The following is a 7,257-nucleotide window of genomic DNA, read 5'->3' on the forward strand; positions in this document are numbered from 1 at the left end:
CGGTTTCTCCAAGCAAGCGACTGAGACGTGGTGCCCCGATGCCGGCGGCGCCTTCGGAGGTCGCATGCATCTGGCAAAATTCTTCCACCGTCCGCCCGGCGACGATGATCGCGAGCTGATTTTGATTCCAGGCCGCGATCCGGTGGTGATCGGTATTCACATGAACTGGAAGGGCGATCCCGATGCGGATGAATTCCTGCGCGAGGAGTTCTCCAACATCGCCGACGCTGCCGCGGCCTTCCGCCGCCATGTCGCCGAGCTCGTGGCGGCCGGCCATGTCGAGACCCGCCACACCAACTACACGCTGCGCGACCTCGGACCTGATCCGCAAGCCAAGCCGGATTGGCAGAAAGGCCTGGACGAACTGATGATCCTGGCGCAGTGCGCGCCGATGGCCGAACAGGTCAGGCAACTCGACGCGCTCAAGGACACGCCAGCCGAGCATGAGCCGCTGTATCTCTGGCACTCCGCACGCCGCGACTACGCTGCCCGCGACGATGCGGCGCAGGCGGTGCGCTCCGCTGAACAGGCGCGCGATGCGATCTGCGCACGGCGCGCGGCCGGCCAGCCGCATTATGCCTGGTCGATCTACGAGGGCGACCTCGAGGGGCGCATCCTGGAATTGCTGAGCGATGCCTATCTTAGGGCCGACAATCCGGAGGCCTCGCTGAAGACGATCGAACATTTGTGCAGGATCGCCCCGGACCAGGACCGCATCCTCAAACGCGCCGAGCTCCTCTGCGCCTATTTTCCCGAGCGGCGGGAGGAAGCCTTCGACGATGCCTATCAATGGTCGAGGTTCGGCGGCTACGAGGACATCATGGCGCTTCCCGGCTACGCCGAATATGAGGCGCGGCGCAAGGCCAGCAAATCTGCAAAAGGCTGGCGCTGGAAGCGCGGCAAGCCGGCGAGCGAAGCCGACGTCAAAGCGGCGGAGCAGGGGCTCGGCATTCGGCTGCCCGACGACTATCGCAAATTTCTGCTGACACGCGGCGAGACCGAATTGCTGGTGCGGCTGCCCGAATCCTCCTCCGAGCTCCGCTTCTATGCGCCGGGCGAGCTCGCCACGCAGCAACGCAATGTGCTTGATTTCATCGCCCATTCCGAGCAAGAGCTCGAAGAGGCCTGCGCCTATTTCCGCAAAGAGTACGGCGTGTCACTCAAGCATCTGGTGCCCGTTGCCGAGCCGTTGCAGCTCAGCCGCTGCCTGCTGCTCCATGCCGAGCCCGGAGAGCGCTACGGCTGGTGCTTTCAATGGGACCATGACGGTGCGTGGGAGCTGGAGCAGAAGCAGCCGGGTTTTGACATTGCGTTGAAGAGGTTGACCGACGGAATCAAGCGGCGCGAGACGGAGCAGCTCGCGTTCTTCGATCTTTAGCGGAACGACTTTAGGTTGACTCGATCGGTGCTCGTTCACCTCTCCCGCTTGCGGGAGAGGTCGGCGCGAAGCGCCGGGTGAGGGCTTTCTCCTCTTGGGGATTGTCCCATTGCGGAAGCACCCTCTCCCCGACCCTCTCCCGCAAGCGGGAGAGGGAGTGCACCTCGGTCGTTGCAGCAATCAAGCCTCATCTCGTCACGCTCTAGCTCGACTCACTCCGCCACCCGCGCGGGCTTGTCGGCCGCAGCCTCCGACCATTCGCCGACGACGCGGTCGAGATCGCAGAGATTCTGGTGCATCTGCTCCAGCGAGAAGCCGAGCGCGAAGAAGCGCTCGGCGGTGTCGCTCGGCTGGCCGCGGATCAGGCCGTCGTGACGGACGGCGGCGACCGCCTCGGCGTAATGCTGGAGCGCGAGGTGGACCGGATGGATCGGCGGTGCGCCGGCGCCTTCGCGCAACGCGGCAGCGGCTGAGCGCAGGAAGCGGGCGATCACGGTCGAGACCTCCGTCAGCGGACCTGCGAGCCGCGTCTGCACGTCGGCCGGCAGCGGCACCACGGTGGCGCGGCCGATCATCACGACGTCATGCCGCAGCCGCAGGATGGTTCGCAGCAAGGGACCGGTATCCGGCCCGCTCGACAGGCGTGCGGCGCGCTCGCGCTCGGCTTCTGAGCCAATCGCGTTGAGGCTGACCATGGCAGTGCCGATGCCGTCCTGGATCCGGTGCAGCGCGTCGTTGTCGCGGCCGCGCGTGAGGCCCGCGAGCAGTTCGGTGAAGGCATCGGCGATCAGTTCGAGCAGTCTTGCTGCGCTGGCGCGGATCTGCCGCACCGCGCGCGAGGGCAGCACCAGGAACGAGACGAGCAGCCCCGTGATGGCGCCGACCGCGACCTCGCTGACGCGATCGATCGCCGAGGTCATGGGATCGGAGTGATGCATGGTTGGAACCAGGAGCACGATCACGGCCGTGACCGTCGCGGCGCTGAGGCTCGGATTGATCGCGGCGATGAAGGCGAGCGGGGCGACCGAGAGCACCAGAAGCCCCAACAGGCCCGCTTCACTGGAGTACGGGATCAGGATCGCGATGGCGCCGCCATAGATGGCGCCGCCGATGGTGCCGAGCATGTAGTCGCGCGTCGCCTTCAGCGAGCGGCCGACGCTCATCTGGGTCACGATCAGCGAGGTCAGCACCGCCCAGAGCGGCAAGAGCAGATGCAGCGCGGTGGCGATCGCATAGGCCGCGACCGCCGCCACGGTGACCCGGACCGCCAGCCCCAATTGCGTCCGTCGCGCCCGAATCCGGTCGAACAGCTCTCTTGCGCGTGTCATCGTCAACGTCCCGGTCCGATCCTCTTGCGCCAGGCAAAAGCATGGCTGATGCCCGCCCCCGCAAGGCCGCTTGAAAGGCGAAATCAGCCCGCCTAACTTGCCGGCCAAAACGAGGAAACACGATGGCCCACGAAACCGCAACGCTCGCCGCCTATGTCTTCAATCTGAAATACTGGGATATTCCGGCGGAGGTGCTGGATCGCGCGAAAGTGCTGACGCTGGACTTCCTCGGCAGCGCCATCCGCGCCCGCAGCGAGGCGGAATCGACCCCGTCGATGCTAAAGACGCTGGAAGCGCTCGCGCTCGACGCCAAGGGCGAGTCCACTGTGTTCGGCGACAGCAAAACCTGGACGCCGGCGGTGGCGGCCCTGCTCAACGGCGCGCTGGGACATTCGCTCGACTTCGACGACACGCACGCCGATTCCTCGCTGCATCCGAGCGCGCCGGTGGTGCCGGCCGCCTTCGCGGTCGGCGAGATGGTCGGCGCGTCGGGCCGCGACGTGCTGACCGCGATCGTTGCGGGCTATGAAGTCTGCTGCCGGCTCGGCAATGCGCTCGACCCGACCTCGCACTACGCGCGCGGCTTCCATCCGACCGCGACCGCCGGCACCTATGGCGCGGCCGCGGCCGCGGCAAAACTGTTCGGCCTCTCCGAGAAGCAGATCATCGCCGCCTTCGGCGTCTCCGGCAGCCAGGCTGCCGGATCGCTGCAATTTCTGGTCAACGGCGCCTGGAACAAGCGCTACCAGGTCGGCGCCGCCGCGATGAACGGCGTGATCGCCGCGACACTGGCGCGCAACGATTTCGTCGGCGCGACGGAATCGGTCGAGGGCAAGCACGGCCTGCTCGCCGGCTACACCGACGATGCGCATCCGGCCAAAGCAGTGGCCGAGCTCGGCAAGAGCTACGAGACGATGAAGATCGGCGTGAAACCCTATCCGAGCTGCCGCTACACCCATGCGGCGATCGACGCGCTGATCGCGATGCGGCGCGAGCACAATCTGACGCCGGACCAGGTCAAGCGTGTCGAGATCGGGCTGCATCGCAACGGCATCACGCTCACCGGCGATGCCGCGACCAAGCGGCATCCGACCTCGATCGTCGGCGGTCAGTTCTCGATGTTCTTCACCGGCGCGCTCGCGCTCGACCAGGGCTCATTCGGCTGGGACGACTATAACCGCCTTGGCGATGCCGCCATCGACGCCCTCGCCGACAAGTTCGACGTGGTGCAGGACGACCGCCTCGAAATCGGCCGCACCCATCCGTTCGGCGCCCGCGTCAGCATCACGACGGACGATGGCGTGCACGAGCGGCTCTATGCCGATCCCTCGGGCGAGCCGAATTCGTTTCCTGACACGCAGGCGATGCAGCAGAAGTTTTTGACTCTGGCGCGGCCCGTGCTGAACGCACGGGCGGAAAAGTTTGCCGATGCGATCATGACGCTGGAGCGATTCGATCGCGTCGCGAAAGCGACGGAGCTGGGACGGCAATAGCTCTCACCACACGAGTGCTGCACTCTCTACCCCTGCGGGAGAGGGTGACTTCGCGACAGCGAAGCCGGGTGAGGGGTCTCTCTCCGCGAGTCCCACTCTCATTTGATACCGCGGAGAGATACCCCTCATCCGGCGCCATAGCCGAAGCTTCGCTTCGGCGTTCTTAAGAACGGTGGCCGAAGGCCACCTATGCCACCTTCTCCCGCAAGGGGAGAAGGGAAGAAGAGGCGGCGCTTCGCTCTGCTGTCATCAATCCGCCCCCGCTATCTTCCCCCTCTCGCGCGTTGCGGCCACCACGTCGCGCACCAGATCGAACACGCCATCTGCTTCCGGCGGCACGTTCGGCGAGCGTCCCATGCGCACGATCACCAGGCGCTCGGACGGGATCACGATCGTGTATTGCCCGATGGTGCCCTTGGCGAAGAAGGCATCGCGCGGCCAGCCGCGCGCGATGCGAAACTTCGCGCCAAAGCTGTCGCCCTGGTTGGTCCAGAAGCCGGCGCCGATGCCGACCCAGGCGTTTGGCGTGGGCGAGGACGAATAGCTCACCCAGCCCTCCGGCAGGATGCGCATGCCGCCGGCGACGCCGTCATTGAGATAGAGCTGGCCGAAGCGCGCCCAGTCCCGCGCCGATGCCAGCATCTCGCTCGAGCCCTCGATCGTGCCGGCACCGTCGAGCTGAAGGACGGCATTGCGCATGCCGAGCGGGGCGAACAATTCGCGGCGCGCGAAGCGCAGTGCATCTGCGGGATGTCCACCAACCGCGTTGCGGATTAGATGCGAGAGCATGATGGTGTTGCCGTCGTGATAATTCCACACCGTGCCAGGTGCGGTCGCGAGCGGCATGCTCGCGGCATAGGCGGCCATGTCGGCTTCCACGAACTTCATGCGGTTGACCGGCTCGAAGGCGGAGCCGAGCGAGGCCTGCAACGAGCTGCCGAGCGCCAGCCTTGCGGTGTGGCGCAGCAGTTGATCGACGCTGATGGCATGGCACGGATCATCCGGATGCTTCCAGGCGGCGACCGGCGCGGGCCCGTCGGGCTTCAGCTTGCCCTGGTGCACGAGAATGCCCGTGAGCGCCGAGATCACCGATTTGGTCATGGAGAAGCCGAGTAGCGGCGTCTCCGGTCCGATGCCGTCGGCGTAACGCTCGGCGATGACGCGGCCCGCCCTCATCACGACCACCGCACGGGTGCGGCGATAGGGCGGCTGCGCGGGCTCGGCAAAGGCGCGATCGAGCGCGGCAGCAAGCTCGGGACTTTGCGGCCGTACGATCGCGGGGCCGGCGATCTCTGGAAGCAGCGCGGGCTGCCTGTCGTCCGGCGGCGGCATGACTTCGGCGAGCGGCTCGCCATGCGCGAGCGTGCAGCCGAGCCCCTCGCGATAGACGGCATGGCTGCGGACCAGGCCAAACAGCGTCACCGTAACGTCCTTGCGCACGCGGTCGACGCGATACTCCATCGCCCAGCTGATCAGGCCGGTGTCGGACATTGCGTCGTTGGTCTCGGTGAAGGTGCGCTGCGGATCGAGGCCGGAGACGAAGGTCTCGGAGCACAGGATGCCGGCGACGAAGCCGGTGGCGACCTTCGGCACGTCGCGGGCGCGCGCGACACCGAGCGCGAGGCCGGCACAGGCGATGGTGGTGAGGAGGACGATCTTGCGGCGGCGGGTCACGGGTTGTCTCCGGCTTGGGAGCGTGTGCCGGAGACGAAGCAGGAGGCGCGCGATATGTGCTCGCCGGATTTGGAAAATGGCCTCGCCGGAATTGCGCATGGGCTGGCCGATTTCGAAATAAGTGAGCTATTTCAGAATTATAGGGAATGCCGTGGCAACGGCGCTCAGCTCCCTCGCCCCGCTTGCGGGGAGAGGCGAAAGACCCGGTCAGATAACTCCGATGCTGAGCCGCCGATATTCCGTCGGGGTCACGCCGGTCACCGCCTTGAAGGCGCGGTTGAAGGGGCCGAGGGACTGGAAGCCGGCATCCATGGCGATGGTGATGACGGGGACTTCGGCCTGGGCGGGATCGGCGAGCGCGGCCTTGGCTTCCTCGATCCGGTGATTGTTCAGGAACACATTGAAGTTGCGATAGCCGAGACGTTGGTTGATCAGCCGGCGCAGCCGGTATTCGGGAATTTTCAGCCGGTTCGCCAGCACGCCGATGGTGATGTTCTCCTGGCGATAGATCGCTCGTCCGCCATCAGTCGCATCAAGGCATCGATGAGCTTCTGGTCGACGGCGTCTTCTGCCGCCGGAGCTTGGCTCAAAGCCAGCGGCGGCGCGGCCTCCACGGCAACCGGAAACAGCTCGGCGCCATCGACGCGCATCATCGCATAGGCGATGGCCGCAACGATGCAGGCGAGCACGCCCGCATTGATCGTGTCGGCGATATCGCCAACCTCAATTCCGGTCACGACAATCTGGAGCAGCGCGTTCACCCCGCCATAGAGCGCGGCCGCGCAGACGATGAAGACGCGAACACGGCGGACGGCGCTCGACCAGATCGGCCGACCACGAATTGATCGTCTGCGCCACCGCGAGCGCAATGAAACCGAGCACGATCAGATTGACGACGGTGACGGCAAGCCGAACGTTTCCGCCCGGTGCAATCCAGAGACAGTTGACGAAGCTGAACGCGGTCACCAGTCCCCAGAGCAATCCGTGCCACCAGCGCAGGCGAAACTCGTCGTCGAACAGCGCGCGCGTGAACAGCCAGAACACCACGATGTTGCCCGTCGACAATGCAATCAGCGGCGCATGCCAGGCCGGGATCAGCGACGACACGCCGACCGAATAGCTTGCGGCATGCGCGGCCGAGCCGAGTGCGAAGCCAGCACCGAGCCGGGCTGCCAACACGTGGCGGAAATCAGAGACGAGCGACGCCCCAAGCACAAGCAGCAGCGCCGCGGACGCGGCGCGAAATGCGAGTTCTGTTGCGGCAAATGTCATCGGGCGATGCGACGGTCGCGGTTGAAATCAGCCGAACATCCTTCGCCAGCCGTATTTTTTCAAGGACCATCCGCACCACAACTGTCATCGCCCGGCTTGACCGGGCGATCCA

At 65.7% G+C, this 7,257-nt stretch carries 4 protein-coding genes and 1 pseudogene; 2 read left to right on the forward strand and 3 right to left on the reverse strand.

What is annotated here, in order from left to right:
- The first annotated feature begins 64 nt into the window (after positions 1-64).
- Complete coding sequence (locus CWO91_RS03745; RefSeq protein WP_130212290.1) at positions 65-1,378, forward strand: SMI1/KNR4 family protein; 1,314 nt, start codon at positions 65-67, stop codon at positions 1,376-1,378.
- 212 nt (positions 1,379-1,590) lie between these two features.
- Here the strand turns inward: CWO91_RS03745 and CWO91_RS03750 are convergent, their stop codons facing one another.
- Entirely contained in the window at positions 1,591-2,706 is a 1,116-nt protein-coding gene (locus CWO91_RS03750) for an FUSC family protein (protein WP_130212291.1), read from the reverse strand.
- Positions 2,707-2,828: 122 nt separating this feature from the next.
- Here CWO91_RS03750 and CWO91_RS03755 point away from each other — a divergent pair, with 122 nt between their 5' ends.
- A complete protein-coding gene (locus tag CWO91_RS03755; RefSeq protein ID WP_130212292.1) occupies positions 2,829-4,199 on the forward strand; it encodes an MmgE/PrpD family protein in 1,371 nt (456 codons plus the stop codon).
- A 249-nt stretch (positions 4,200-4,448) separates the two neighbouring features.
- On the opposite strand, the gene CWO91_RS03760 is transcribed toward CWO91_RS03755, so the two are convergent.
- Positions 4,449-5,873, reverse strand: coding sequence for a serine hydrolase domain-containing protein (locus CWO91_RS03760; protein WP_130212293.1), 1,425 nt, complete (start codon positions 5,871-5,873; stop codon positions 4,449-4,451).
- Positions 5,874-6,080: 207 nt separating this feature from the next.
- Positions 6,081-7,145: pseudogene (locus CWO91_RS03765) on the reverse strand (helix-turn-helix domain-containing protein).
- Positions 7,146-7,257 lie beyond the last annotated feature (112 nt).

This window comes from Bradyrhizobium genosp. SA-3 (assembly GCF_004212635.1).
Lineage (GTDB): Bacteria > Pseudomonadota > Alphaproteobacteria > Rhizobiales > Xanthobacteraceae > Bradyrhizobium.